Genomic DNA, 25212 nt, shown 5'->3' with positions numbered 1-25212 from the left:
GGCGCCGGGGCCGCCGTCGCGGCCGGTTCGTCCGTCCGTGCACCGCAGCACCTTGATCGCAGGGGAGACCCCGGGATGGGCATCGCGCGAGAACCGATCCGGTCATACACCTCGGACGACGCGGCCCCGCCGTCGCCGGCCGCGCGCCGTCCCGAGCGGAGCCGCGGCGGCTTTTGTGCCCCCGGTGGGATTCGAACCCACACTGTATGGTGTTTGAGACCATCTTCTCTGCCGGTTGGAATACAGGGGCCGGCCGACTCGTCCGCCGCGACTTGCTCCCGCCAGGATGAGCCACGCACAGAGTACCCACTAGGCTTAGGGGAACGACACCCGCATACCGGGGTGTCGCACTTCGCCGGACGTTGGGGGTAGTGGTTCCGTGGCCGACTCGCAGGCTGGTGCCGAGCGCAAACGGGTGTTGATCGCCGAGGACGAGGCGCTCATCCGTCTGGACCTGGCCGAGATGCTCGTCGAGGAGGGCTACGACGTCGTCGGTGAGGCGGGGGACGGCGAGACCGCCGTGCGCCTGGCCGAGGAGTTGCGCCCCGACCTCGTCATCCTCGACATCAAGATGCCGATCATGGATGGGCTCGCCGCGGCGGAGCGGATCGCCGGCGGGCGGATCGCCCCGGTCGTCATCCTGACCGCGTTCAGCCAGCGCGACCTCGTCGAGCGCGCCCGCGCGGCCGGCGCGATGGCTTATCTGGTGAAGCCGTTCCAGAAGTCCGATCTCGTGCCCGCGGTGGAGATCGCCCTGTCGCGGTACTCGGAGATCGCCGCGCTGGAGTCCGAGGTGGCGGGTCTGACCGACCGGCTCGAGACGCGCAAGTCGGTGGAGCGCGCCAAGGGCGAGCTGATGACCAAGTACCAGATGACCGAGCCGCAGGCGTTCAAGTGGATCCAGCGCACGGCGATGGATCACCGGATGACGATGCGTGAGGTGGCGGACCGGATCCTGGCGGAGGGTCAGGAGGCGGGCGGCGCACAGCCCGCCCAAAGTTGATCTTGTAGGACCCTTCTTGTAACACCTCCTGCTGCCGGGGGCTGACCGGACGTAACGGTTCGGTGAAAGCCCACGTGAAGTCTTTTGACAGGCCCCCCACCTGGGATAGCGTCCCGCCCCATAACGGGGCACGGGTGGCCGCTGGGGTGCGCAAGTGCCAATCGGCCGGCAGTGGCTCGGTGGGATCGGTATGGAGGAGGGTTCCAACCTTGAGGCAGGTTCTCGCACGAGCCATCGGCGGAGTGGCCATCATCGGGCTGCTCGCCGGTGCCGCCGCCTGTAACAGCAGTTCAGGCGGCGATGACACCGCGAGCGAGGGGAACTGCGGCTACAAGCTGGCGTTCTTCGGCGCTCTGACCGGCTCGGCCGCCAACCTCGGTGTGAACATCGAGCAGGGCTTCGAGCTGGCTATCGAGCAGTACAACAAGGCCAAGGGCTCCGACTGCATCCAGGTCGCGAAGTTCGACTCCCAGGGTGAGGCCTCGGTCGCGCCCGGTGTCGCCCGCAGCCTGGTGGCGGACAAGAAGATCCTCGGCATCGTGGGCCCGCCGTTCTCCGGCGAGTCCGAGGCCGCCGACCCGATCTTCGAGTCGGCCGGCATCCCGACCATCACGCCGTCGGCGACCCGCGTGTCGCTGGCGTCGAAGGGCTGGAAGACGTTCCACCGCGCGGTCGCCAACGACGACGCGCAGGGTCCGGCCGGTGCCGCGTACATCAAGGATGTGCTGAAGGCGCAGAAGGTCTTCGTCGCGGACGACCAGTCGGCGTACGGCGCCGGTCTGGCCGAGGTCGTGAAGTCCAAGCTCGGCCCGCTGGTCGTGCAGACGGACAAGACCGAGGGCGACGGCAAGCAGGCCGACTTCTCCGCCCTGGTGCAGAAGGTCCAGTCGAGCGGCGCGACCGCGCTGTTCTACGGCGGCTACTACACCAACGCCGGCATCATCCGTAAGCAGCTGACCGCGGCGGGCTGGAAGGGCACGCTGCTCGGCGGCGACGGCATGAAGGACCCGGGCCTGTCCAAGGCCTCGGGTGTGCAGGCCGCGGTGGGCACCGTCGTGACCTGCCCGTGCTCGCCGCCGGAGGCTGCCGGTGGCACCTTCGTGAACGACTACAAGGCCAAGTGGAACGTCGACGCGGGCACGTACTCCGACGTCGCGTTCGACGCCGCGAACATCTTCCTTCAGGGCATCGACGCCGGTAACACGACGCCGCAGAAGCTGAACGACTACCTGAAGACCGTGAACTACAAGGGCATCGCGAACACCTACAAGTTCACCGAGACCGGTGAGCTCGACCCCTCGCTGATCAAGGTGTGGGCGTTCAAGTTCGACAGCTCCGGCGACACGAAGTCCGACCAGGAGATCAAGACTTCCTGATCGGGTAGCGCTAACTCTCTGGTGGGCCGGTGCGGCCGGATGATCTCCGGCCGCACCGACCTCGTCGTTTTGGAGCCCCTCTGTGGATTTTTCCGGTCTGATCAATGATTTCGGGCCGCTCACCGTCACCGGGTTGGCCCAGGGCGCGATCATCGCGTTGTTCGCCCTGGGCTACACGCTGGTCTACGGTGTGCTGCGGCTTATCAATTTCGCGCACTCCGAGGTGTTCCTCTGGGGCACCTACGCCTGTCTGATCGTCTGGGGCTGGTTCGGCCTGGACCAGAACTCGGCGGCCCCGTCGGTCGGCGGCATGTTGCTCTACATGCTGGTCGGTCTCGTCGCGGCGATCATCGCGTCGGGTCTGACGGCGCTCGCCGTGGAGCTGGTGGCCTACCGGCCGCTGCGCCGGCGTAACGCGCCCCCGCTGGCGTTCCTCATCACGGCGATCGGCGCGTCGCTGTTCATCTCCGAGTTGACCGGTGTGCTGACGCACCGCAACCAGCGCGGTGTCCCGCCGATCATCCAGGCGAAGCCGCTGTTCACGATCGGCGACACGACGGTCACGAACCTGCAGCTGCTCATCATCGTGCTGGCGCTGGTGATGATGTTCGCGCTGGATCGTTTCATCAACGGCTCGCGGCTGGGCCGGGGCATCCGCGCGGTGGCGCAGAACCCCGACAGCGCGGCGCTGATGGGTGTGAACAAGTCGCGGGTCATCGCCCTGGTGTTCCTGCTGGGCGGTCTGATGGCCGGCATCGCCGCGGTGATGTACGACCTGAAGATCGGCGTGACGCGGTACGACGCGGGCTTCCTGCTCGGCATCGACGCGTTCACCGCCGCCGTGCTGGGCGGCATCGGCAACCTGCGGGGCGCCCTGCTGGGCGGTCTCCTGCTGGGTGTGCTGCAGAACTACGCGGCCGGGGTGTTCGGCACGCAGTGGCTGCACGCGGCGTCGTTCGTGCTGCTGGTGGTCATTCTGCTGTTCCGCCCGACGGGTCTGCTGGGTGAGTCGCTGGGAAGGGCTCGAGCATGAGCGAGAAGGCTACTTTCCGCTCGAGCGGCGGAGTGCGGGGCTGGTACGGCCGGCAGTCGACGGTGGTGCGCAGCGCGGTGATCCTGGTCGCCCTGGTGCTGGCCTACCTGCTGCCGTACGCGGGTGACGTGCCGGTGATCGGGCCGCAGATCGTCACCGAGGGCATCGACTGGCCGAGCGCCCTGTTCAACATGTCCTACTACGTGCTGCTGGCGCTGGGCCTCAACGTGGTGGTCGGCTACGCGGGCCTGCTCGACCTCGGGTACGTCGGCTTCTTCGCGGTCGGTGCCTACGGCACGGCGCTGCTGACCTCGCCCGACTCGCTGATCTACAAGCAGACGGGCTGGGCCTGGCTGGCGGCGGTGCCGGTGGCGCTGGCGCTGACCATGCTGGCGGGCCTGATCCTGGGCTGGCCGACGCTGCGGCTGCGCGGCGACTACCTGGCGATCGTGACGCTGGGCTTCGCCGAGATCATCCGCATCGTGGCGACCTCGACGACGACGCTGCGCGGCGACCGGGGCTTCGCGAGCATCCCGCACCCGCCCGGCAGCTGGGGCGGCAACCCGATCTTCGGCGTGACCGACGCGGTGCCGTACTTCTGGCTGGGGCTGACCGTCATCATCGTGGTCATCCTCGGCGTACGGAACCTGGACCGCAGCCGGGTCGGCCGGTCGTGGCTGGCGATCCGCGAGGACGAGGAAGCCGCCGAGATCATGGGCGTGCGCACCATCAAGTACAAGCTGTGGGCGTTCGCGATCGGCGCGTTCATCGGCGGCCTCGGCGGTGTGCTGTTCTCCGGCGAGCAGAGCTTCATCAACTCGCAGACGTTCGTGCTGCAGTTCTCGATCCTGGTGCTGGCCGGCGTGGTCATGGGCGGCTCCGGCAATATGGCCGGCGCCATCCTGGGTGGCGCCCTGATCTCGTACATCCCGGACCGCCTGCGGGGTATCTCGGTGGGCGACACCGACCTGTACGAGTACCGGTTCGCGCTGTTCGGCGCGGTGATCATTCTGATCATGGTCCTGCGGCCGCAGGGTCTGATCCCCTCGCGCCGCCGTGCGATGGAGCTCAAGGACCGGGAGAAGGAGGTGGCACCCCAGTGACTGAGCGAAGCGAAGGCGCCATGAGGCTCAGTGTCTCGGCCATGCCGTCCCGGAGCGAAGCGGAGGGCCGTCATGTCTGAGCCGCACATGGAGACTCCGGAGGAGCTCGACCGGGCCAACGAGCGCGCCGTGGACGAGGCGGCGCCGACCGGGCGTCCGTCGGGGGCGTCGACCTCCGACGGCGTACGGGATGGGAACGTCCTGCTCGAGGTGGACCACGTCACGCTGCGCTTCGGCGGCGTCGTGGCGCTCAACGACGTCAGCTTCTCGCTGCGCAAGGGCGAGATCTTCGGGCTCATCGGCCCGAACGGCGCGGGCAAGACCACCTGCTTCAACGCCATGACCGGCGTGTACCGGCCGACCAGCGGCGGCATCCGGTTCAACGGCGAGTCGATCGTCGGCAAGAAGAAGCACGAGATCACCCGCGGGGGCATCGCGCGCACGTTCCAGAACGTGCGGCTGTTCCCCGAGATGACCGCGCTGGAGAACGTCATGGTGGGCGCGGATGCGCACCACAAGACCAGCGTGATCAGCGCGTTGTTCCGGCTGCCGCGGTTCTGGCGCGAGGAGCGTGAGGGACGCGCGCGTTCGCTCGAATTGCTCCGCTTCGTCGGGATTGCGCACCGTGCGGGCGATGTGAGCCGTAATCTCTCGTACGGTGAGCAGCGTCGCCTGGAGATCGCGCGTGCGCTGGCCACCAACCCGACCCTGCTCTGCCTGGACGAGCCGGCCGCCGGCTTCAACCCGGCGGAGAAGGAGGACCTGCTCGGGCTGATTCGCAAGATCCGCGACACCGGGGTGACGGTGCTGCTGATCGAGCACGACATGCGCCTGGTCATGGGCGTCACCGACCGGATCGTCGTGCTGGAGTTCGGCAAGAAGATCGCCGAGGGGACGCCCGCCGAGGTGCGGGAGAACCCGGCGGTCATCGCCGCGTACCTGGGGGTGCCCACCGATGCTGCTTGAGATCGACAACGTGACCCTGGCGTACGGGCGGATCCAGGCCCTGCACGGCATCAGCCTGACCGTCGGGCAGGGTGAGGTCGTCGCGCTGATCGGCGCGAACGGCGCGGGCAAGTCCACCACGATGCGGGCGATCTCGGGTTTGCGGCCGGTGTCGCAGGGCACGATCCGCTTCGACGGCGAGGACATCACCAAGCTGCGCGCCGACCTGCGGGTCGTGCGCGGCGTCTCGCAGTCGCCCGAGGGCCGGGGCATCTTCCCGGGCATGTCGGTGCGGGAGAACCTCGAGATGGGCGCCTACACCCGCCGCAGCCGTTCCGAGATCGACGAGGACATGGAGCGTGCCTTCACGCTGTTCCCGCGGCTCAAGGAGCGCGAGAAGCAGGCGGGCGGCACGCTGTCCGGCGGCGAGCAGCAGATGCTCGCGGTCGGCCGGGCGCTGATGAGCCGGCCCAAGCTGCTGCTGCTCGACGAGCCGTCGATGGGTCTCGCGCCCATGCTGATCCAGCAGATCTTCGACATCATCGTGGAGATCAACCAGCAGGGGACGACCGTGCTGCTGGTGGAACAGAACGCGCAGCAGGCCCTGTCGCGGGCCCACCGCGCGTACGTTCTGGAGACGGGCCGGATCGTCAAGGAGGGCACCGGCGCCGAGCTCCTGCACGACCCGGCGGTCAAGGACGCCTATCTGGGCGTCGCGTAACACGATTTTCGACCTCTAGGAGTCATCATGTTCCGCACCACCCCCGGCCGCCGGGCGATCCTCGGCCTGGCCGCCGCGGCGGCGCTGACGCTGTCGATGGGCGCCTGCGGCTCGGAGTCGGAGGACCCGGGCACGGGCTCCGGCCCGGCGCCCAGCGCGTCCGCCGACACCGCGCTGGCCGACAAGGTCCCGGCCGACATCAAGGCCGCGGGCAAGCTCACCATCGGCACCGACTCGTCGTACGCCCCCAACGAGTTCCTCGACACCGACGGCAAGACCGTCGTCGGCTTCGACGTCGACCTGTTCAACGCGGTCGCCCAGAAGCTCGGCCTGACCACCGAGTGGACCTCGGACAAGTTCGAGGGCATCATCCCGGGCGTGACCACCAAGAAGTACTCGGTGGGCGTCTCCTCGTTCACGATCAACGCGGAGCGGATGAAGGAGGTCAACATGGTCTCCTACTTCTCGGCGGGCACCCAGTGGGCCGCCAAGTCGGGCGTGACGATCAACCCGGACGACGTCTGCGGCAAGAAGATCGCGGTGCAGACCGCGACGGTGCAGGTCGACGACCTGACCGCCCGGTCCAAGAAGTGCACCGACGGCGGCAAGGCCAAGATCACCATCGACCAGTACCAGAAGCAGTCGGACGCCACGAACGCCGTGGTGACCGGCAAGGACGAGGCCATGCTCGCCGACTCGCCGATCGTGGCGTACGCGGTGAAGCAGACCAACGGGCAGCTCGCGCTGGTCGGCGACATCTACGACTCGGCCCCGTACGGCTATGCGATCGCCAAGGACCAGACCGAGTTCGCGAACCTGATCGGCCAGGCGGTGCAGGCGCTGATCGCCGACGGCACCTACAAGACGATCCTCGACAAGTGGGGCGTCACCGCCGGCGCGATCACCACCCCCGAAGTGAACCCGTCGGTCTGACCCTCGCATGAGCGACGAAAACACCACCGTCCGGGCACGGCCAGAACCGATCAAGGCCGTGCCCGTACGGCACCCCGGACGGTGGCTGGCGCTGGCCGTCATCGCGATCCTGGTCGCGATGTTCGTGCACCTGCTGGTCACCAACGACCGGTTCCGCTGGTCGTTCATCTTCCTGGAGTACCAGGACGGCAAGCGCGGGGTGATGTTCACCGAGCCGGTCCTCGAGGGCCTGCGCGGCACCATCCTGCTGACCATCACCTCGATGGCGATCGGCATCGGGCTCGGCGTCGTCATCGCGATCATGCGGCTGTCGGAGAACCGGATCCTGTCGTCGGTGGCGTTCGTCTACACCTGGTTCTTCCGGGCCGTGCCGCGCCTCGTGCTCGCGGTGCTGTTCGGCAACCTGAACATCCTGTGGGAGCGCGTCGGCTTCGGCCTGCCGTTCGGCACCCAGATCGGCAAGCTGTTCGGCCTCGACGGCTTCGACGGGCAGTTCTACAGCATCAAGGCCAGCGAGCTGCTCGCCGGCTTCGTCGCCGGCATGCTGGCGCTGGGGCTGTCCGAGGCCGCCTACATGGCCGAGATCGTCCGGGCCGGCATCCAGTCGATCGACCCCGGTCAGGGCGAGGCGGCGGTCGCGCTGGGCATGTCGCGCTCGCAGGTGCTGCGACGGGTCGTGCTGCCGCAGGCGATGCGGGTCATCGTCCCGCCGACCGGCAACGAGATCATCGCGATGGTCAAGGACACGTCGCTGGTGGCGTTCGTGCCGGTCACCTTCGAGCTGTGGTTCCAGCTCACCCAGGTCTCCGCGCGGACGTTCATCGTGCTGCCGGTGATCGTGGCGGGCCTCATCTGGTACCTGATCCTGTGCACCGTGCTGATGGTCGGCCAATACTTCGTGGAGCGGCACTTCAGCAAGGGCTACGGCACGGCGGGCCGGGCGAAGCAGCGGCTGCGCGACATCCAGGTCGAACAGGGCGGCCGGGTCACCACCACCGGGGAGGGCACATGACCGACGAGATGGTGCGCGCCGACAACGTGCACAAGTCGTTCGGGTCGCTCGAGGTGCTCAAGGGCGTCGACCTGGTCGTCGGCAAGGGGCAGGTCTGCTGCGTGCTGGGCCCCTCGGGCTCGGGCAAGTCCACGTTCCTGCGCTGCGTCAACCACCTCGAGAAGGTCAACGCCGGCCGCATCTTCGTCGACGGCGACCTGATGGGCTACCGCGAGCGCGGCGGCAAGCTGCACGAGCTCGGCGAGAAGGACGTGGCCCGGCAGCGCCGCTCGATCGGCATGGTGTTCCAGCGCTTCAACCTGTTCCCCCACATGACGGTGCTCGACAACGTCATGGAGGCGCCCTGCCGGGTGAAGAGGGAGAACAAGGCCGAGGTACGCGACCGCGCGATCAGCCTGCTCGAACGCGTGGGGCTGGGGGAGAAGGTCGGCAGCTATCCCGGTCAGCTCTCCGGCGGCCAGCAGCAGCGCGTCGCGATCGCCCGGGCCCTGGCGATGCGGCCCAAGCTGATGCTGTTCGACGAGCCCACCAGCGCGCTCGACCCCGAGCTGGTCGGCGAGGTCCTCGACACGATGAAGGACCTGGCCCGCGACGGCATGACCATGGTCGTGGTGACCCACGAGATCGGCTTCGCCCGCGAGGTCGGCGACAACCTGATCTTCATGGACGGCGGGGTCGTCGTGGAGCAGGGGCCGCCGCGCGATGTGATCGCCAATCCGCAGCATGAGCGAACCAGGGCATTCCTGAGCAAGGTGCTCTGAGCGGACGGGGGGTTCGGCGTTTCTGTCGGACCCGGCGACTAGAGTTCCTCAACGTGAGCAACGACGCCCAGACCCCCCGTTTGCTGCTGCTCGACGGTCACTCCCTGGCCTACCGGGCCTACTTCGCGCTGCCGGTGGAGAACTTCAGCACCGCGACCGGCCAGCCGACGAACGCGGTGTTCGGCTTCACGTCGATGCTGATCAACATGCTGCGCGACGAGAAGCCGACCCACATCGCGGTCGCCTTCGACGTCTCGCGCCGCTCCTTCCGCACCGAGAAATACGCGGACTACAAGGCCGGCCGCTCCGAGACCCCGGCGCCGTTCCAGGGCCAGGTCAGCCTCATCAAGGAGATCCTCGAGGCGCTGCGCATCCCGGTGGTGGAAAAGCCCGGCTACGAGGCCGACGACGTCATCGGCACGCTGTCCTGCCAGGCCCGCGACGCGGGCTTCGAGGTGGTCATCTCCTCCGGCGACCGCGACGCGTTCCAGCTCGCCGGCGAGCACGTCACGATCCTCTACCCGGTGCGCGGCGTCTCCGAGGTCTGGCGCATGACGCCCGAGGCCATCGAGGCCAAATACTTCGTGCCCCCCGAGCGCTACCGCGACAAGGCGGCCCTGGTCGGCGAGGCCAGCGACAACCTGACCGGCGTGCCGGGCGTGGGCGACAAGACCGCCGCCAAGTGGATCAAGGAATACGGCGGGCTCGACGGCATCGTCGCCAACGTCGACAAGTTCAAGGGCAAGGCGGGGGAGAACCTGCGCGCCCACCTGGCCGACGTGCTGCGCAACTACGAGCTCAACGCGCTGGTCACCGACCTCGAGCTGCCGCTGCGCCCCGAGGACGTGCGCTGGCAGGGCTGGGACCGCGAGGCCGTCCACCAGGTGTTCGACGCGCTGGAGTTCCGGGTGCTGCGCGAGCGGCTCTACTCCTACCTCGACGCCGTCGAGCCCGAGGCCGAGAGCGGCTTCGACCTCGAGGGCCGGGCGCTGGCCGCCGGCGAGGTGGCCGGCTGGCTGGGCGAGCACGCCGCCGGCGCGCCGGTCGGGGTCGCCGTCACCGGCACGTTCGGCCGCGGCACCGGCACGCTCACCGGCATCGCCGTCGCGACCGGCGACGGGCCGGCCGCCTGGTTCGACCCGGCCGCGCTCGACGAGGCCGACGAGCGGGCGGTCGCCGAGTGGATCGCCGACCCGGCCAGGCCCAAGGTGCTGCACGACGCCAAGCCGGCCTCGCTCGCGATGCGCGCACACGGCTGGAGCCTGGCCGGGGTGCGCGTCGACACCGCGCTGGCGGCCTATCTGGCCAAACCCGACCAGCGGGCCTACGACCTCACCGACCTCGCGCTGCGCTACCTCAAGCGCGAGCTGCGCGTCGAGGACTCGGGCGACGGCCAGCTCGACCTGCTCTCCGGGCTCGGCGACGAGGGCGCCGCCGAGCAGAACGTGATGCTCCGCGCCCGCGCCACGCTCGATCTGGCCGACGTGCTCACCGAGGAGCTGTCCCGCGACGGCGGCGAGTCGCAGAAGCTGCTCGTGGAGGTCGAGCAGCCGCTGTCCGAGGTGCTCGGCGAGATGGAGCACCGCGGCATCGGCGCCGACACCCACTACCTCTCCGAGCTCGAGGCCCACTTCGCCGCCGAGGTCAAGGCCGCCCAGCAGGCCGCGCACGAGGTGGTGGGCCGCGAGTTCAACCTGGGCTCGCCCAAGCAGCTGCAGGAGATCCTGTTCGTCGAGCGCAACCTGCCCAAGACCAAGCGGATCAAGTCGGGCTACACCACCGACGCCGACGCGCTGCAGAATTTGTTCGCCCAGACCGGCGACCCGCTGCTGGAGCACCTGCTGCGCCACCGCGACGTCGCCAAGCTCAAGTCGACCGTCGACGGGCTGCTCAAGTCGGTCTCCGACGACGGGCGCATCCACACCACGTTCAACCAGACCGTCGCCGCCACCGGCCGGCTCTCGTCGACCGACCCCAACCTGCAGAACATCCCGATCCGCACCGAGGAGGGCCGCCGCATCCGCCGCGCCTTCGTGGTGGGCGAGGGCTTCGAGCAGCTGATGACCGCGGACTACAGCCAGATCGAGATGCGCATCATGGCGCACCTGTCCGGCGACGAGGCGCTGATCGCGGCGTTCAACTCCGCGTTCGACTTCCACGCGGCCACCGCCTCGTCGGTGTTCCACGTGCCCGTCGAGGAGGTCGTCCCCGACCAGCGCCGCAAGATCAAGGCGATGAACTACGGCCTGGCGTACGGGTTGAGCGCGTTCGGCCTGTCCAACCAGCTCAACATCCCGACCGACGAGGCGCGCGGCCTCATGGACGAGTACTTCGAGCGCTTCGGCGGCGTCCGCGACTACCTGCAGGCCGTCGTGCGCCGCGCCGTGCAGGACGGCTACACCGCCACGATCCTGGGCCGTCGCCGCTACCTGCCCGACCTGTCCAGCGACAACCGCCAGCGCCGCGAGATGGCCGAGCGGATGGCGCTCAACGCCCCCATCCAGGGCTCCGCCGCCGACATCATCAAGATCGCCATGCTGCAGGTCGACAAGGCGCTCAAGGAGACCGGCCTGAAATCCCGCATGCTGCTGCAGGTCCACGACGAGCTGGTCTTCGACGTGGCCCCCGGCGAGCGCGAGGCCCTCGAGGCCCTGGTCCGCCGCGAGATGGGCAGCGCCTACCCCCTGTCCGTCCCCCTCGAGGTCTCCGTCGGCTTCGGCAAGGACTGGAACGGCGCCGACCACTGACCCCGCCCACACGGCCCGTGCCGGTCCGCGCGCGTCCGGCCGGGTCGTCATCGGCGGGCGGACACCGCTCCGAAGACGGCTCCGGCCACCAGCGCGGCGGCGGACAGGGCGGTGAACCACGGCCAGAAGCCCGACGCCGGGACGCCTGCCACGACGGCGGCGGCCGTCAGGACGCCCGCGGGCAGCGCCACGGCCAGGGCGAGCGGAGCGGCGGCCGGGCGGCGGGCCACCGCGATCGCCAGCGGGATGACCAGCAGCAGATACGGCAGCGGCCACGTCGCCGGCGGGGCCTCGTCCTTCATCAGCACATAGGTCGCGCCCGCGAGGGCGCCCAGCGCCGCGCCGGCCGCGGTCTGCGCCGACAGGAAGACGGCACCCCGCCGGGCTCCCTCGCCACCACCTTCGCCGTCGGGTTCCCCGAGGCCCAGCCACATCGAGGCGACCTGCACGAGCTCCCGGATTCCCTGCCGCACCATGCCCCACCCTGAGGCGCACGGCGGCGTGGCTCGGTTGTCGGCATGCGCGTGCGGCGGCGTACGCTCTGCCCGGGCTGCAATGTCGCAACCGCGGTGGAGGATGCGCTGCGTACGGTGACCGCCTTGTTCCCGGTTGCGGTTGCAGCGCTTTGCAAGGGTGAGGGCCATGGGGAGCCAGACGATGGGTAGTTCCGCCGCCGGGGGAGGGCCGCTCGCCCGGGAGCCGCTCGATGCGGCGCAGGCCGACACGTTCGCGCGGATGTTCAAGGCGCTGGGCGATCCGGTGCGGCTGCGGCTGCTGTCGATGATCGCGTCGGCGCGCGGCGGCGAGGTGTGCGTCTGCGACCTGACCGGCGAGTTCCACCTGACCGGACCGACCATCTCGCACCACCTCAAGGTGCTGCGTGAGGCCGGCCTGGTCGACAGCGACCGCCGCGGCACGTGGGTCTACTACCGCATGATCCCGGCCGCGCTGGCGGTCATGGGCACGCTGCTCGAGACCGGGATCCCGCTGTAGGGGTCACTTCTTGAGCGGGTCGTGGCCCCAGTTCATCAGCGAGTACCGCCACTTGGTGTCCTTGACGTCGCCCTTCGGGTGCTGGGCGAGGTGGCGGTGCACGTAGCCGACGACCTTGCGCATGTGCGCCTCGTCGGCGTCGGTGAGCTCGCCCTTCTTCTTGCCGAGGATTTTGATGATCTTCCGGCCGGAGTCGTGGCCGACCGACTCCCCGCCCTCGGACGACTTCTGCCCGACCTCCTGCGACTCGTCGGTCCTCAGCCACTTCTCGAGCTCGCCGGCGGTCATGTTGACCGCCTCGTGGAACTCCTTGTACGTCTCCTGGTCGACGTCAGCCATCCTTCTTCAGCGCTCCCGGCTTGTGGACCGCCTCGCGCCCGGTCTTGTCGCTCTTGACCTTGTACTGCGGGTCGTCCTTGGAGGCGTCCACGGTGCGCCCCGCGGCCTCGGTCCGCTTGGTGATCTTCTGCTCGACCTCGCCGTGGACGGTCTGCCCGTGGCTCTTCCAGGTCACTTCCTCGCCCTTTTCGAAGTTCTCGTCGTCAGCCATGCGTGTCCCCTACCCGGGGCTGGCCTGCGAAAACGGTCAGACCCCCGGAAGGTCCGCCACGAAGATCGCGGTGCCCGGGAACAGCCGGCCGCGCAGCGGGCTCCACTGGCCCCAGATCTGCTCGTGCCCCTCGGGCCACTCGGGCTCGACCAGGTCGCGCAGCACGAACCCGGCTGCCACCAGCTCGCGGATGCGGTCGCCGAGCGTGCGGTGCTGCTCCACGTACGTCGGAACGCCGTGTTCGTCGGTCTCCACGTACGGCGTCCGGTCGAAGTACGAGTTGCGCGCGACCAGCCCGGTCTCGTCGGGCTCGTCCCAGAAGATCCAGCGCATCGGGTGCGTGATCGAGAAGACCCAGGAGCCGGGCGTACGCAGGACGCGCGCGACCTCCCGCATGGCCGCGCCGGAGTCGGCCACGAACGGGATCGCCCCGAACGCGGTGCAGACGATGTCGAATACGCTGTCCGCGAACGGCAGGGCCAGGGCGTCGGCTTGCACGAGCGGAACCCGTACGCCCGTACGCCTCTCCGCCGCCCGCGCGTGCCGCAGCATCCCCGCCGACAGATCGAGGGCCGTGACCTCGGCGCCCTGCCCGGCGAGCCACCGCGCGCCCGCAGCGGCGCCCGCTCCCAGCTCCAGCACCCGCTTGCCGCGCACGTCGCCGAGCAGCCGCGCGTCGGCCTCGCGCAGTCCCTCGGGACACCAGACGAAGTCGAGATCGCCCAGGAAGGCGCCGTGTTCGGCCTGGTAATCGTCGGCGTCGGCGTCCCACCAGCCGCGGCTGGCCACCCGGCTCTCGTCGTCGCTGATCCCCCGGCGCCGCGCGGGGCCGGGGGCGGTCGGGTTGATCTCGGTCACGGCGCAACGGTACGGCAGCCGTCCCGCGGGCCCCGATTCAGGACAATACGGGCAGGTGAGGGGCTTCCCGCCGAACATTGTGCCGCGGTCGTCAGGAGGGCTTGCAACCTGTGGTAATGCGCACGGTAAGCTAGTCGATGCGCTCGCGGATCGTGTGCCTCGGCAGGGAGCAGGTTCCGTGGTCGTCGGTTGCGACATGCTCGACTGCAAAGATTTGACGAATTTGCTCTGACAGGTTTGTCCGGATCTTTTCTCTTCGTTCGTGCCGTGCCCGCCGGCAGTTCCGCGGGTCGCGAGAGACACCACGAATCCATCCGTTCGGAGCAACAGTCCACATGACGAGCAGCATCGAGGCCACCTCGAGCGCCAACAAGGTCACCGTCGACGACCTCGGCTCGGAGGAAGCTTTCCTCGCAGCCATCGACGAGACCATCAAGTACTTCAACGACGGCGACATTGTCGAAGGCACCGTCGTCAAGGTCGATCGGGACGAGGTCCTGCTCGACATCGGCTACAAGACCGAGGGCGTGATCCCCTCGCGTGAGTTGTCGATCAAGCATGACGTGGACCCCGCGGAAGTGGTGTCGGTCGGAGACCACATCGAAGCCCTCGTCCTCACCAAGGAGGACAAGGAAGGCCGTCTGATCCTCTCGAAGAAGCGTGCGCAGTACGAGCGCGCGTGGGGCACCATCGAGAAGATCAAGGAGGACGACGGCGTCGTCCGCGGCTCGGTCATCGAGGTCGTCAAGGGTGGTCTCATCCTCGACATCGGCCTCCGGGGCTTCCTGCCGGCCTCCCTGGTCGAGATGCGTCGCGTCCGCGACCTGCAGCCCTACGTGGGCCGCGAGCTCGAGGCCAAGATCATCGAGCTGGACAAGAACCGCAACAACGTGGTCCTGTCCCGCCGTGCCTGGCTCGAGCAGACGCAGTCCGAGGTTCGCACCGAGTTCCTCAACAAGCTGCAGAAGGGCCAGGTCCGCAAGGGCGTCGTGTCCTCGATCGTCAACTTCGGCGCGTTCGTCGACCTGGGTGGCGTGGACGGCCTCGTGCACGTCTCCGAGCTCTCCTGGAAGCACATCGACCACCCGTCCGAGGTCGTCGAGGTCGGCCAGGAGGTCGAGGTCGAGGTGCTCGACGTCGACCTGGACCGCGAGCGCGTCTCGCTGTCGCTGAAGGCGACCCAGGAAGACCCGTGGCGCCAGTTCGCCCGCACCCACGCGATCAACCAGATCGTGCCGGGCAAGGTCACCAAGCTGGTTCCGTTCGGCGCCTTCGTCCGCGTGGACGACGGCATCGAGGGTCTGGTGCACATCTCCGAGCTGGCCGAGCGGCACGTCGAGCTGCCCGAGCAGGTCGTGCAGGTGGGCTCCGACGTCCTGGTCAAGGTCATCGACATCGACCTGGAGCGCCGCCGGATCTCGCTGTCGCTCAAGCAGGCCAACGAGGGCTTCGTCGAGGGCGAGGAGCACTTCGACCCGACGCTCTACGGCATGGCGGCGACCTACGACGCCGAGGGCAACTACATCTACCCGGAGGGCTTCGACCCGGAGACGGGCGAGTGGCTCGAGGGCTTCGAGAAGCAGCGCGAGGCCTGGGAGAAGCAGTACGCCGAGGCGCGCGAGCGCTGGGAGGCCCACACCAAGCAGGTGCAGGCGTCCCGCGACGCCGACGCCGAGGCTGCGCTCAACCCGGCTCCGGCCGCGGGTGCGACCTCCACGTCGTCGTCCTCCTCCACCTCGTCGAGCTCGCCGGCCCCGGCGCGCGCCGCCGAGGAGCCGTCCGGCACCCTGGCCACCGACGAGGCTCTCGCCGCCCTGCGCGAGAAGCTCGCGGGCGGCAAGAGCTGACCCAGCCTCCGCGCTGAGTCACCGCACCACCCGAAAGGCCGCTCCGACTCCGGTCGGGGCGGCCTTTCGCCATTCCGGGCACGCATTTCCTCCCCACCTGAAATTTCCGGTATGGGCGCATGGGCACCGGCCGCCCGCAGCCGCGATACTGGGCGGGTGTTGAGGGTGGGGTTGACCGGCGGCATCGGGGCGGGCAAAAGCGCGGTCGCGCGGCGGCTCGCCGAGCGAGGCGCGATCGTGATCGACGCCGACGTGCTGGCCCGCGAGGTGGTCGCGCCCGGCACCGAGGGGCTCGCCGAGATCGTGAGCGAGTTCGGCTCCGGCGTGCTGACCGCCGAGGGGGCGCTCGACCGGCCGGCGCTGGCGGCCAAGGTGTTCGGCGACGACTCCGCCCGCCGCGCGCTCGAAAAGATCATCCACCCCCGCGTACGGGCCCGGACCGCCGAGCTGACGCTGGCCGCCCCGCCCCGGGCGATCGTGGTCAACGACGTGCCGCTGCTCGTGGAGACCGGGCTCGCCCCCTCGTACCACCTCGTGATCGTCGTGGAGACCGACCGCGAGCTGCGCGTCGGGCGGCTCGTCCGGAGCCGGGGCATGACCACCGAGCAGGCCGAGGCCCGCATCGCCGCCCAGGCCGACGACGCCACCCGCCGCCGCGCCGCCGACGTGGTGCTGGTCAACGACGGCGACCTCGGCGAGCTCAACGCCCGAGTCGACAAGCTGTACCGCAACCGGTTGAAGCCGTTCGAGGAAAACGTGCGCCTCGGTGTCTCCGCGCGGGCCGACCGCGGCCTGCACATCGCGGGCTACGACCCCACCTGGCCCGACCAGGCCGCCCGCCTGATCGCCCGGATCCGGCACGCGCTGCCGGGCGGGCACACCGTCTCGCACATCGGCTCCACCGCCGTGCCCGGCCTGCCAGCCAAGGACATCATCGATCTGATGCTGGCCGTGCGCACCCTCGACGAGGCCGACGCGCTGGCGGGCGACCTGGCCGCGGCCGGCTTCCCGCGGCGTGCGGGGGAGTGGGTCGACAACGCGCGCGGCATGCCCGGCGAGACCTGGCCCAAGCGGCTGCACGGCGGGTGCGACCCGGGCCGCACGGTCAACCTGCACGTCCGGGTGACGGGCTCCCCGGGCTGGCGGTTCGCGCTGCTCATGCGCGACCACCTGCGCACGGTCGGCGAGGCCCGCGACGGCTACGCGGCCGCCAAGGCGCAGTGGGTGAGCGAGCACAGCGACCGTTACGCGTACGCCGAGGCCAAGGAGCCGTGGTTCGATCGGGAGGCACTGGCCGCCGACGAGTGGGCCGAGGCCACCGGCTGGCAGCCGGGGGAGTGAGGCGCGGCCCGTGCGGCCTGTCCGGAACCCGTGCGGCGCGTCGGGGCTCGTGCGGCGCCTCCGGAACTCGTGCGGCGCGTCGGGCTCGTGCGGCGCCTCCGGAACTCGTGCGGCGCGTCGGGCTCGTGCGGCGCCTCCGGAACTCGTGCGGCGCGTCGGGCTCGTGCGGCGCCTCCGGAACTCGTGCGGCGCGTCGGGCTCGTGCGGCGCCTCCGGAACTCGTGCGGCGCGTCGGGGCTCGTGCGGCGCCTCCGGGACAAAAGGAAGGGCCCTCGCGGCGGCCGGCGTGCGCTGGGCACGACCACCGTGGGTGCGCTCGCCGTAGTGGGGCGCAGCAACCACGGGCCGGTCGAGGGAATCTGTAGTCGACCCCGCTCGACGCGGACGGCCGCCGCGAGCGGCCTACCCGCCAAGGTTAGGCGCGCGGCGCAACGTGGAACAATGCCGTCGGACAGGGGCGAATGTGCACCCTCCGCACGCCCTCGGCGGACGGTCCGGAGCGAGCCCGCGGCGACGGCGGAAACTTGTCATACCCTCGACGTACCGTTGTTGCCATGGCGCTCGACTTCCCACGACTCGACGGCCGCTTCGAGGTCGTCAGCGAATTCCAGCCGGCCGGTGACCAGCCCGCGGCCATCGACGAGCTCGAGCGACGGATCCGGCGCGGCGACCGCAACACCGTGCTGCTCGGCGCGACCGGCACGGGCAAGAGCGCCACCACCGCGTGGCTGATCGAGAGGCTCCAGCGGCCCGCGCTGGTGATGGCGCCCAACAAGACGCTGTGTGCCCAGCTCGCCAAGGAGTTCCGCGAGCTGCTGCCCAACAACGCCGTCGAATACTTCGTCAGCTACTACGACTACTACCAGCCCGAGGCCTACATCGCGCAGACCGACACCTACATCGAGAAGGACTCGTCGGTCAACGAGGAGGTCGAGCGGCTGCGCCACTCCGCCACGATGTCGCTGCTCACCCGGCGTGACACCATCGTGGTCGCGACGGTCAGCGCGATCTACGGCCTGGGCACCCCGCAGGAGTACCTCGACCGTTCCGTGTCGGTGAAGGTCGGCGGCGAGATCGACCGCGACCAGCTGCTGCGCCGCCTGGTCGACATCCAGTACTCGCGCAACGACATGGCCTTCCAGCGCGGCACGTTCCGGGTGCGCGGCGACACGCTCGAGATCATCCCGGCGTACGAGGAGCTCGCCGTCCGCATCGAGCTGTTCGGCGACGAGATCGAGAAGCTCTACTACCTGCACCCGCTCACCGGCGAGATCGTCCGCGAGGTCGACCACCTGGTCATCTTCCCCGCGACCCACTACGTGGCCGGCCCCGAGCGCATGGAGCGGGCGATCCGCGACATCGAGGCCGAGCTGGCCGACCGGCTCGCCGAGCTCGAGCGGCAGGGCAAGCTGCTCGAGGCGCAGCGGCTGCGGATGCGCACGACCTACGACATCGAGATGATGCGCCAGGTCGGCTTCTGCAACGGCATCGAGAACTACTCGATGCACATGGACGGTCGCAACTACGGCGACCCCGCCTACTCGCTGCTCGACTACTTCCCCGACGACTACATCACCGTCATCGACGAGTCGCACGTGACGATCCCGCAGATCGGCGGCATGTACGAGGGCGACGCCTCCCGCAAGCGGATCCTCATCGAGCACGGCTTCCGGCTGCCCAGCGCCGCCGACAACCGGCCGCTGCGGTTCGACGAGTTCCTCGAGCGCGTCGGCCAGATGGTGTTCCTGTCGGCGACCCCCGGCCCGTGGGAGATGCAGCAGGCCCAGGGGGAGTACGTCGAGCAGGTGATCCGCCCGACCGGCCTGGTCGACCCGCAGGTCGTGGTCAAGCCGACCAAGGGGCAGATCGACGACCTCATGCACGAGATCAAGCTGCGCACCGACCGCGACGAGCGGGTGCTGGTGACGACCCTGACCAAGAAGATGGCCGAGGACCTCACCGACTACCTGCTGGAGAACGGCATCCGCGTGCGCTACCTGCACTCCGAGGTCGACACGCTGCGTCGCGTCGAGCTGCTCAAGGAGCTGCGCAAGGGCGACTACGACGTGCTCGTCGGCATCAACCTGCTGCGCGAGGGCCTCGACCTGCCCGAGGTGTCGCTGGTGGCGATCCTCGACGCCGACAAGGAGGGCTTCCTGCGCAGCGGGCGGTCGCTGATCCAGACGATCGGCCGCGCGGCCCGCAACGTCTCCGGCGAGGTCCACATGTACGCCGACAAGATGACCCCGTCGATGCGCGAGGCCATCGAGGAGACCGACCGGCGCCGCGCCAAGCAGATCGCCCACAACGAGGCGAACGGCATCACCCCGCAGGCCCTCCGCAAGAAGATCCACGACATCCTCGACGACATCTACCGCGAGGCGGAGGACACCGACGCCACGGTCAACCCGATGGTGGGCGGCGCCGGCCGGCAGATGTCGCGCGGCAAGGCGCCCGTGCCCGAGACCCGGTCGAAGGGCCGCGGCGCGTCGGGCCCGTCCCGCGAGGGCATGGCGCGCACCGAGCTGGCCCAGCTCATCCAGGACCTCAACGAGCAGATGCTGGCGGCGGCGCGCGAGCTGCAGTTCGAGCTGGCGGCCCGCATCCGCGACGAGATGAGCGAGCTGAAGAAGGAGCTGCGAGGCATGGACGCCGCGGGGGTGAAGTAGGCCGCGCCCTTCGGGGTGAGCCGTGGGACAACGGAGAAGGGTGTGGCGATGATCCGGTGGGTGGACGCGTTCCTCGATCGGCCGACGGAGCAGCTCGACGCGGCCGTCGCGTTCTGGGCGGCGGCCACCGGGTCCGAGCCCGAACCGCAGAAGGACCCCGGCTTCGTCCGGCTGCGGACCGCGGCGGGGGACGACTGGCTCGAGATCCAGGGCGTGCGGGAGGGGCCGGGCGGCCACCACCCGGACATCTGGGTCGACGATCTCGCCGCGTTCAACGGCCGGGCGCTCACCGCCGGCGCCACGGTGCTCATCGACCACGGCGACTGGCAGACGCTGCGGTCGCCCGCCGGGCTGCCGTTCTGCACGGCCGCCTGGCGCGGTCAACGCGTACGGCCGAGGCCTTTCGGCGGTCCCGGCGGGGTGACGCTGCGCCCGCACCAGCTGTGCTTCGACCTGGCGCCCTCGGTCTACGACGACGAGGTGCGCTTCTGGACGACGCTGACCGGTTGGCGGCTCGACCCCGGCGAGCAGGAGGACGAGTTCGTCCGGTTGCAGCCCGAGCCGCCGATCCCCGTGCGGTTCCTGCTGCAGCGGCTCGGCGAGGAGCGGCCCGCGTCCGCCCACCTCGACGTGTCCTGCTCCGACATCCCCGCCGCCCGCCCCTGGCTCGAGTCCCTGGGCGCCACTTTCCTCGGAGAGTGGCCACACTGGTCCACGTTCCAAGACCCCGCCGGCGGCGTCTTCTGCCTCACCACCGGCGACCCCACCTCCGACTGACCACCCGCCCCGCACCAGTCGGCCACCCCTCGCACCGAGTCGCCCGGCCCGCCCCCACCGCCAGCCCGCATCGGAGTGAGCGCCCGGCCGGCCGTGAGCGCCCTGAGCCCCGGCTCGCTGGGCCCCGAATTGCTCCAAGCCGCGGTTCGTTACGAGCCGCGGTCTGTTGAGCAGCGGTCTGCTTCGAGCCCTGGTCTCCTTGGGGCCTTCGTCCCGCCTCGAACCCGGGCCTGCTCAGAGCCTTCACCCCGGGCCGCTCGAAGTGCTGGCCTGCTCGGGCCTTCGGTTACTCGAAGCCCGGCCTGCTCTGAGCCTTCGGTCGGTCTTGAGCCGGGCCTGCTCGGGACCTTCAGCTTGCCTCGAGGCCTTGGCTCGCCTTGAGCCCTCGTCCGCCGCCGTGAGGCCGCCTTGAGCCCTAGGCGAGCCGTAGGCGCTCGGCTGCCCTTGGAGCGCCGGCCTACTCTGAGCCTTCGGTCGGTCTTGAGCCGGGCCTGCTCGGGACCTTCAGCTTGCCTCGAGGCCTTGGCTCGCCTTGAGCCCTCGTTCGCCGCCGTGAGGCCGCCTTGAGCCCTAGGCGAGCCGTAGGCGCTCGGCTGCCCTTGGAGCGCCGGCCTGCTCGAGGCTTCCGCCTACTCGAAGTCGGCTCTAGTCTTCGGCCGGTCTTGAGCCGGGCGTGCTCGACCCTTTAGCCTGCCTCGAGCCCTTGGCTCGCCTCGAGCCCTCGCCCGCCATCCTGAGGCCGCTTTGAGCCCTAGGTCAGCCCTAGGCGCTCGGCTGCCCTTGGAGCGCCGGCCTGCTCGGGCCTTTCGCCTACTCGAAGCCGGCTCTAGTCTTCGGCCGGTCTTGAGCCGGGCGTGCTCGGAACCTTCAACCTGCCTCGAGCCCTTGGCTCGTCCCGAGCACTCGGCCCGCCCTAAGCCTTGGGGCCGCCTTGAGGCCCAGGGCCGCCTGAGCGCTCGGCTGCCCTTGAGTGCGGGCTGTCCTTGAGCCTCGGCCGGTGTTGAGTGAGCGCTCGGCTGGTCCTGTGGGTCGCGTCCACGGGCGTGGTGTAAGAGTCGGCCCATCGCTGATCCGTGTGGGTTGATGTTATGCGGCGATCTCGGCGGGTTGGTCAGCTTCGGTGTCTTGGCTGCTAGGGATGGGTGTGAGGCGGGCTTTGCGGAGCAGGTCCAGGCCCATGTAGCGGCGGCCTTCGACCCATTCATCGGTCTGCTCAGCGAGCACGGCGCCGACGAGGCGGATGATCGCGGCCCGGTTCGGGAAGATCCCGACGACGTCGGTGCGCCGCCGGATTTCCTTGTTCAAGCGTTCCTGCGGATTGTTGGACCAGATCTGACGCCACAGCTCGCGCGGGAACGCAGTGAAGGCGAGCAGGTCGGCTTGGGCGTCGTCGAGATGTTCGGCGGCGTCGGGGAACTTGTCGCCGATGGTGTCGAGCACGCGGGCGAACTGGGCTTTCACCTCGTCGGTGTCGGGCTGGTCGAAGACGGTGCGGACCAGCGTGGCAACCCACGGCTGCGCGCTTTTGGGAACTTTGGCGAGCAGGTTGCGCAGGTAGTGAGTGCGGCAGCGCTGCCAGCCCGCACCCGGCAGGGCAGCGCCGATCGCGGTCACGAGACCGCGGTGAGCGTCGGAGACCACGAGCCGGACCCCGGATAGCCCGCGGGCGGTCAGGCTGCGCAGGAACGCCAGCCAGCCGGCACCGTCCTCATCGCTGGAAATCTCCAGGCCCAATACTTCGCGGCCGCCGTCAGCGTTGACCCCGACCGCGATCAACGCGTGGACGTTGATGGTGCGGCCACCCTCGCGGACCTTGATGACCAGCGCGTCGACCCAGACGAACGTGTAAGGCCCGGTGTCCAGTGGCCGGTTGCGGAATGCTTCGACCTGGGCGTCGAGATGCCGGGCCATCTCCGAGACCTGCGACTTGGACAACTGCTTGATGCCGAGTTGCTCGACCAGTTTCTCCACCCGCCGCGTCGACACCCCGAGCAGATAGCTGGTCGCGACCACCGAGACGAGGGCTTGTTCGGCGCGGCGGCGGTGCTGCAGCAACCAGTCCGGGAAATAGGAGCCCGATCGCAGCTTGGGGATGGACAGCTCGACGGTGCCGACCCGGGTGTCCCAGTCGCGGTGCCGGTAGCCGTTCCGCGAGTTGACTCTGTCGTCGCTGCGTTCGCCGTACTCGGCCCCGCACACCGCGTCGACCTCGGCCGACATCAGCACATCGGCGAAGGTTTTCACCATCGCCCGCAACAGATCAGGGCTCGCCGATTGAAGATGCTCGCGCAACAGCTGCGCGACGTTCAAACTCGGTTCTGCGGCCATCGCAGGTCTCTCCTTCGTGATCTTCAGACAATCCGAAGGATCTGCGATGGCCGCCTTCATGCACCGGGAAAGACCAGGTCATACACCACTTCAGTGGACGCAACCGGTCCTGTGCGTTCTGCCGGCCCAGGGCGAGCGGTCGGGCATCCCTCCGAATGAGCCTCGGCCCGGCCAAAGCCTTCGGCCCGCCTTTAAGTGAGCCCCGCTGTTGCCGTCGGTCGGGCCTGAGCCTTCGACCCCCGTTAACTATGGGCCCCGCTCTGTGCCCTTGGCCCGCCTTGACCCTGGGCTCCGCTCTCAGCCTCCTGAGCCCGTTCGGCCCGCCGTGAGCGCTCGGCCATCCTGGAGCGCCGGCTGTCCTCGAGCCCCGGCCGTCGTCGAGCGAGAATTCGGCGTGTCCCGCGCATTCGGCCGGCCCTGGGCGAGCGGTCGGGCAGCCCCTCGACTGAAACGCTCGGGCCTCCGACCGAGTGCTCGGCCGCCTCGGGGTGAGCGGTCAGTCCGCGGAGCCGTTGCTGTCGGCGGGGACGTCGAGGAAGTGCTCGACCAGCGGCGGGTTGGCGAAGTACTGGCCGATCCGGCCGCGCCACTGGGAGAACCGGTCGGTGTTGCGGAAGTTCTCGGTGTGCGCCTCGACGCTGTCCCACTCGACCAGCAGCACGAAACGCGAGGGCGACTCGACGCCGCGGGTCATCCGCACCGACCGGCATCCGGGTGTGGTGGCGAGGATGGGCCGGGCGGCCTGGTAGGCGGCGGCGAACGCGTCCTCCGCGCCGGGCGTGATGTCGATCAGTGCGACTTCGAGAACCATGCGCGCAGCCTGCCACAGAGGCAATCGAACTAGCCTCCTAGGAAGCCATCGGGCAGTGAACAGCGCAAATGTGAGCCGTGGGGGGTAGCGTGAAGGTGAGCAGCCGGTGACGAATGTGGGGGAGAGACTCGACACGGTTTGCCAGGGTGCTCTGCCGTTGTGCCGTTCGATGCGACACAATGGCGGTCGTAGGAGGGGAGTATTCCCCCGCACCGGTCTCGTCAACACGGAGCGTCCACCCCCTTGAGGGCGCGCCCGGGGCCGGTGGTCGTCCTCCGGGGCGGCGGAAGAGACCTCCGACAGTCGCACGACGCTGTACCCGACGCCAACCCCCGGTGCGGGCGCAGCGCCGAACCGTGTCTGCCGGAGGTCCTCGTTGAACATCTCCGCCTGGGTGTGGATCGTCACCCTGGTTGCCGTCCTCGCCGTTCTGGCCGTCGATCTGCTGATCATCGGCCGGCGACCGCACGAGCCTTCGATGAAGGAGTCGGGCGGCTGGGTCGCTTTCTACATCGCGCTCGCGCTGGCGTTCGGCGCCGGCATCTGGGCCTTCGCCGGCGGGCAGTACGCCGCCGAGTTCTACACGGGCTGGCTGACGGAGTACTCGCTCAGCGTCGACAACCTGTTCATCTTCATGATCATCATGGCGCGGTTCGCCGTACCGCGGAAGTTCCAGCAGAAGGTGCTGCTCATCGGCATCGTGCTGGCGCTGCTGATGCGTGGCGCCTTCATCGCCGCCGGCGCCGCGCTGATCTCGCAGTTCTCGTGGGTCTTCTACATCTTCGGCGCGTTCCTGGTCTACACGGCGGTCACCCTGCTCAAGGAGGGTGAGAACGACGAGGAGGACTTCAAGGAGAACGTGCTGATCCGCTGGGCCCGGCGCGCGCTGCCGGTGACCTCGTCGTTCGACAGCGGCCGGATGACCGTGGTCCTCGAGACCGGCAAGCGCATGGTCACGCCGATGCTCATCGTGACGATTGCGATCGGCACCACCGACCTGCTGTTCGCGCTCGACTCGATCCCGGCGATCTTCGGCATCACCAAGGAGCCGTACCTGGTCTTCACCGCGAACGTGTTCGCGCTGATGGGTCTGCGGCAGCTGTACTTCCTGCTCGGCGGCCTGCTCGAGCGGCTGGTGTACCTCAACTACGGCCTGTCGGCGGTGCTCGCCTTCATCGGCGTGAAGCTGTTCCTCGAGGCGCTGCACACCAACAGCGTCCCGTTCATCAACGGCGGCCACCACGTGGGCTGGGCGCCGGAGATCCCGATCTGGCTCTCGCTGCTGATCATCATCGGCACGCTGGGCATCGCCACGGCGCTGAGCCTCATGAAGTCGTCGCGCGACAAGAAACGCGAACTGACCCAGGTGTGACAACGGGGGGCCGGGATGATCCCGGCCCCCCG

General features: G+C 69.3%; 22 protein-coding genes and 1 tRNA gene. 16 read left to right on the top strand and 7 right to left on the bottom strand.

What is annotated here, in order from left to right:
• Positions 1-176: 176 nt before the first annotated feature.
• Positions 177-250, bottom strand: a tRNA-Leu gene (locus ACSNN8_RS36120).
• A gap of 129 nt (positions 251-379) precedes the next feature.
• On the opposite strand from ACSNN8_RS36120, the gene ACSNN8_RS36115 reads away from it, so the two are divergent.
• The 10 genes from ACSNN8_RS36115 (at position 380) to polA (ending at position 11634) form a co-directional block, all read left to right on the top strand.
• Entirely contained in the window at positions 380-1003 is a 624-nt protein-coding gene (locus ACSNN8_RS36115; RefSeq protein WP_436654664.1) for an ANTAR domain-containing response regulator, read from the top strand.
• A 209-nt stretch (positions 1004-1212) separates the two neighbouring features.
• Positions 1213-2379, top strand: coding sequence for a branched-chain amino acid ABC transporter substrate-binding protein (locus tag ACSNN8_RS36110; protein ID WP_436654663.1), 1167 nt, complete (start codon positions 1213-1215; stop codon positions 2377-2379).
• A gap of 82 nt (positions 2380-2461) precedes the next feature.
• Positions 2462-3412 carry a branched-chain amino acid ABC transporter permease gene (locus ACSNN8_RS36105; RefSeq protein ID WP_436654662.1) on the top strand — a complete coding sequence of 317 codons (951 nt, stop codon included), beginning with the start codon at positions 2462-2464 and terminating at the stop codon, positions 3410-3412.
• A complete protein-coding gene (locus ACSNN8_RS36100) occupies positions 3409-4515 on the top strand; it encodes a branched-chain amino acid ABC transporter permease (protein WP_436654661.1) in 1107 nt (368 codons plus the stop codon). The genes ACSNN8_RS36105 and ACSNN8_RS36100 overlap by 4 nt, the downstream gene beginning before the upstream one ends.
• A gap of 72 nt (positions 4516-4587) precedes the next feature.
• A complete protein-coding gene (locus ACSNN8_RS36095; RefSeq protein WP_436654660.1) occupies positions 4588-5481 on the top strand; it encodes an ABC transporter ATP-binding protein in 894 nt (297 codons plus the stop codon).
• The gene (locus ACSNN8_RS36090) at positions 5471-6181 is read left to right on the top strand and encodes an ABC transporter ATP-binding protein (RefSeq protein ID WP_436654659.1); all 711 of its coding nucleotides are present in this window, start codon (positions 5471-5473) and stop codon (positions 6179-6181) included. Before ACSNN8_RS36095 ends, ACSNN8_RS36090 begins: the two co-directional genes overlap by 11 nt.
• A 27-nt stretch (positions 6182-6208) precedes the next feature.
• Entirely contained in the window at positions 6209-7114 is a 906-nt protein-coding gene (locus ACSNN8_RS36085) for an ABC transporter substrate-binding protein (protein ID WP_436654658.1), read from the top strand.
• 7 nt (positions 7115-7121) lie between these two features.
• The gene (locus ACSNN8_RS36080; RefSeq protein ID WP_436654657.1) at positions 7122-8126 is read left to right on the top strand and encodes an amino acid ABC transporter permease; all 1005 of its coding nucleotides are present in this window, start codon (positions 7122-7124) and stop codon (positions 8124-8126) included.
• Complete coding sequence (locus tag ACSNN8_RS36075; RefSeq protein WP_436654656.1) at positions 8123-8887, top strand: amino acid ABC transporter ATP-binding protein; 765 nt, start codon at positions 8123-8125, stop codon at positions 8885-8887. Before ACSNN8_RS36080 ends, ACSNN8_RS36075 begins: the two co-directional genes overlap by 4 nt.
• A 53-nt stretch (positions 8888-8940) precedes the next feature.
• Complete coding sequence (polA, locus tag ACSNN8_RS36070) at positions 8941-11634, top strand: DNA polymerase I (RefSeq protein WP_436654655.1); 2694 nt, start codon at positions 8941-8943, stop codon at positions 11632-11634.
• A gap of 47 nt (positions 11635-11681) precedes the next feature.
• Here the strand turns inward: polA and ACSNN8_RS36065 are convergent, their stop codons facing one another.
• Positions 11682-12110, bottom strand: a complete 429-nt coding sequence (locus ACSNN8_RS36065) for a hypothetical protein (RefSeq protein WP_436654654.1) — start codon at positions 12108-12110, stop codon at positions 11682-11684.
• A gap of 166 nt (positions 12111-12276) precedes the next feature.
• Here ACSNN8_RS36065 and ACSNN8_RS36060 point away from each other — a divergent pair, with 166 nt between their 5' ends.
• Positions 12277-12627: an ArsR/SmtB family transcription factor gene (locus ACSNN8_RS36060; RefSeq protein ID WP_436654653.1), complete on the top strand. Its 351-nt coding sequence runs from the start codon at positions 12277-12279 to the stop codon at positions 12625-12627.
• A gap of 3 nt (positions 12628-12630) precedes the next feature.
• Here ACSNN8_RS36060 and ACSNN8_RS36055 read toward each other — a convergent pair whose 3' ends face one another.
• The 3 genes from ACSNN8_RS36055 to ACSNN8_RS36045 are packed head-to-tail and all read right to left on the bottom strand — an operon-like array spanning position 12631 to position 14035.
• The gene (locus ACSNN8_RS36055) at positions 12631-12966 is read right to left on the bottom strand and encodes a DUF3140 domain-containing protein (RefSeq protein WP_436654652.1); all 336 of its coding nucleotides are present in this window, start codon (positions 12964-12966) and stop codon (positions 12631-12633) included.
• Entirely contained in the window at positions 12959-13177 is a 219-nt protein-coding gene (locus tag ACSNN8_RS36050; protein ID WP_436654651.1) for a DUF2945 domain-containing protein, read from the bottom strand. The genes ACSNN8_RS36055 and ACSNN8_RS36050 overlap by 8 nt, the downstream gene beginning before the upstream one ends.
• A 36-nt stretch (positions 13178-13213) precedes the next feature.
• The gene (locus tag ACSNN8_RS36045; RefSeq protein WP_436654650.1) at positions 13214-14035 is read right to left on the bottom strand and encodes a class I SAM-dependent methyltransferase; all 822 of its coding nucleotides are present in this window, start codon (positions 14033-14035) and stop codon (positions 13214-13216) included.
• A 335-nt stretch (positions 14036-14370) separates the two neighbouring features.
• Between ACSNN8_RS36045 and rpsA the strand changes: the two genes are divergently transcribed.
• The 4 genes from rpsA (at position 14371) to ACSNN8_RS36025 (ending at position 20669) form a co-directional block, all read left to right on the top strand.
• Positions 14371-15882, top strand: coding sequence for a 30S ribosomal protein S1 (rpsA, locus tag ACSNN8_RS36040; RefSeq protein WP_436654649.1), 1512 nt, complete (start codon positions 14371-14373; stop codon positions 15880-15882).
• 156 nt (positions 15883-16038) lie between these two features.
• A complete protein-coding gene (gene coaE / locus ACSNN8_RS36035; RefSeq protein ID WP_436654648.1) occupies positions 16039-17223 on the top strand; it encodes a dephospho-CoA kinase in 1185 nt (394 codons plus the stop codon).
• 554 nt (positions 17224-17777) lie between these two features.
• Positions 17778-19892 (top strand): excinuclease ABC subunit UvrB, encoded by a 2115-nt coding sequence (gene uvrB / locus ACSNN8_RS36030; protein WP_436654647.1) that lies wholly within the window; start codon positions 17778-17780, stop codon positions 19890-19892.
• A 48-nt stretch (positions 19893-19940) separates the two neighbouring features.
• Complete coding sequence (locus ACSNN8_RS36025) at positions 19941-20669, top strand: VOC family protein (RefSeq protein WP_436654646.1); 729 nt, start codon at positions 19941-19943, stop codon at positions 20667-20669.
• 1086 nt (positions 20670-21755) lie between these two features.
• Here ACSNN8_RS36025 and ACSNN8_RS36020 read toward each other — a convergent pair.
• Both ACSNN8_RS36020 and ACSNN8_RS36015 read right to left on the bottom strand, forming a co-directional pair.
• A complete protein-coding gene (locus ACSNN8_RS36020; protein WP_436654645.1) occupies positions 21756-22997 on the bottom strand; it encodes an IS256 family transposase in 1242 nt (413 codons plus the stop codon).
• A gap of 496 nt (positions 22998-23493) precedes the next feature.
• Positions 23494-23808 (bottom strand): antibiotic biosynthesis monooxygenase family protein, encoded by a 315-nt coding sequence (locus ACSNN8_RS36015; protein WP_436654644.1) that lies wholly within the window; start codon positions 23806-23808, stop codon positions 23494-23496.
• Positions 23809-24190: 382 nt separating this feature from the next.
• Here ACSNN8_RS36015 and ACSNN8_RS36010 point away from each other — a divergent pair, with 382 nt between their 5' ends.
• Positions 24191-25180, top strand: coding sequence for a TerC family protein (locus ACSNN8_RS36010; protein ID WP_436655543.1), 990 nt, complete (start codon positions 24191-24193; stop codon positions 25178-25180).
• The last annotated feature ends 32 nt before the right edge of the window (positions 25181-25212 follow it).

Source organism: Actinoplanes sp. URMC 104, from assembly GCF_051386375.1.
Taxonomy (GTDB): Bacteria; Actinomycetota; Actinomycetes; order Mycobacteriales; family Micromonosporaceae; genus Actinoplanes.
Note: the sequence above shows the minus strand (reverse complement) of the source record. Positions and strands in the feature narration are given on the sequence as shown.